Source organism: Kitasatospora sp. NPDC057198 (genome assembly GCF_042670125.1).
In the GTDB taxonomy this organism is placed as follows: Bacteria; Actinomycetota; Actinomycetes; order Streptomycetales; family Streptomycetaceae; genus Kitasatospora.
In genome coordinates this window covers 1-1,678 of the sequence record NZ_JBHUWH010000832.1, presented here as the reverse complement: position 1 = coordinate 1,678, position 1,678 = coordinate 1, and the positions used below count along the sequence as shown (strand labels likewise).

2 protein-coding genes are annotated in these 1,678 nt (G+C 74.3%); one reads left to right on the top strand and one right to left on the bottom strand.

Translation table 11 applies throughout. From position 1 onward, the window contains the following. Nucleotides 1–226: 226 nt before the first annotated feature. A complete protein-coding gene (locus ACFUEL_RS39450; RefSeq protein ID WP_380243007.1) occupies nt 227–841 on the bottom strand; it encodes a DUF2617 family protein in 615 nt (204 codons plus the stop codon). A 494-nt stretch (nt 842–1,335) separates the two neighbouring features. Here ACFUEL_RS39450 and ACFUEL_RS39445 point away from each other — a divergent pair. Continuing rightward, the coding region (locus ACFUEL_RS39445) for a WXG100 family type VII secretion target (RefSeq protein WP_380243005.1) at nt 1,336–1,678 on the top strand (343 nt) is incomplete at its 3' end.

The window sequence follows — 1,678 nt, the reverse complement described above, 5'->3', positions numbered from 1 at the left end:
CCGGGCCGGCGGTCCGGCGCCGCCGGCCCGGACCGCGCCGCCGGGGCCCGCGGGGCGGTGGGCGGCGGGCGGCGGGGTGGCCGCGGGCGGGGGCGCGGTGGCGTCCGGACCCGGCTGCGCGGGCCGTCCGACCGGGTGGTTGATCATGAATGAACGCTAGGCGAGAGTCCGGGTGAATGGCTGCACCCATCCGGGGGACAGGCCGGGGCGCCGGGTTGACGCCCGGTCACCATCCGACCTGCGCCGGTGCGTCCCGGTCGGCCGCCGTCCGTGCCCCGCCGGCGGGCCGGGGGGTTTCGGGGCGGACGGCGGCGGGCAGCGAGAGCGAGGAGCGGGTGCAGACCAGTCGGCCCTCCTGCGGGTAGGCGTGCCACGTCCGCCAGTGCACCCGGCGGTCCTCGCAGTGCGCGACCAGCGCGGTGAAGGCGCTCGGGTCGCCGGGGAAGACCCCGGCCAGCGCCCGCGGGTGCCCCTCGACCAGGGCCAGCAGCTCCTGCGCCCGGGCCGCGAACACGTGCGGCGGCAGCTCCTCGATCCGGGCCGCGAACTCGTACTCCCAGCCCGCCACCTGCTCCGCGACCCGGGCGGGCAGCGGGGTCCGGCGGCCCGGCAGGCAGGCCACCGTCTCCAGGCAGTCACCCGGCCCGGCGGCCAGCACCACCTGGTGCGAGGCGCCCAGCAGCCGCAGCTGGAGGGTGCCCCGGAGGCCGTCCGGGGCACCGCAGGCGTCGTCGAGTCTGAGGTCGCGGACGGCCAGCGCGGGCAGCGGCTCGCCGCCCAGCTGCCAGGCCAGGTCGCCGGCGCGGGTGTCCGTGTAGGAGGTCTGCAGGGTGGTGAGCATGCTCGGCTCCGCGTTTCAGCTCCGTGCGCGCCCCCAGTGACCGGAGTCCGCCCTCATCCGTGAGGCTGTTCGAGACTGTCCGATCCGGGGCGCGGCCGACCGTGGAAGGAAGGATTCCGGCTGGAGATTCAGCAGCAGAGAAGCACGAATTCTCCGGGTCCGTCGGGGATTTACCCATCTTTGGCACTCATTCACCGTTCTGGGGCCTGTGTCCGACTGGGTGTGATCGGTACCGGGTTGCACTATGCCCACCGTGCGCCTCTGCGCGGGTATCGCAAGCCGTGCGCTCCGGTAGCGCACTCCCCACGCCCCCGCGCCAGGCCCGCGCCACCCGCCCCCTCACGCGTCCGGAACCGCCCGGGGCGGGCCGGTGGGAACTGCGAGGGGATGCTTGCCCGTCTGTTCCGTCGGTACCGGTGCAAGTGTCCGTTCGGATCGGGGGTTGGGCGTTGTCGATCGAGTTGCCCTCGGAGCTTGTCTGGATCATGGATCTGATGGGGCTCAACTGGCCCGATGTCGACGAGGACGAGCTTCGCGAATGGGCCCAGCACGTCCGCGAGTTCGGCCGGGGCATGCGGGAGTCGCACGACGACACCGATGCCCTGCTGAAGAACCTCGGCGGGGCCTTCGAGGGCGCCTCCTACGAGGCGATGCTGTCCCGCTGGGGCCAGGCGTCCGGCTCGCACATGACCGTGCTGATCAACGGCTGCGAGGTGCTCGCCACCGCGCTGGAGGTGGCCGCCGAGGGCGTGCTGGTCGCCAAGGGCGTGGTGATCGCCCAACTCGTCGCCATGGCGGCCGAGATGGCCGCCGCCGCGGCCGCCGCGGTGGCCACCC

What these genes read in the sequence shown, in the direction of transcription:
- ACFUEL_RS39450 (WP_380243007.1), bottom strand. Translation starts at nt 841, where the DNA reads ATGCTCACCACCCTGCAGACCTCCTACACGGACACCCGCGCCGGCGAC.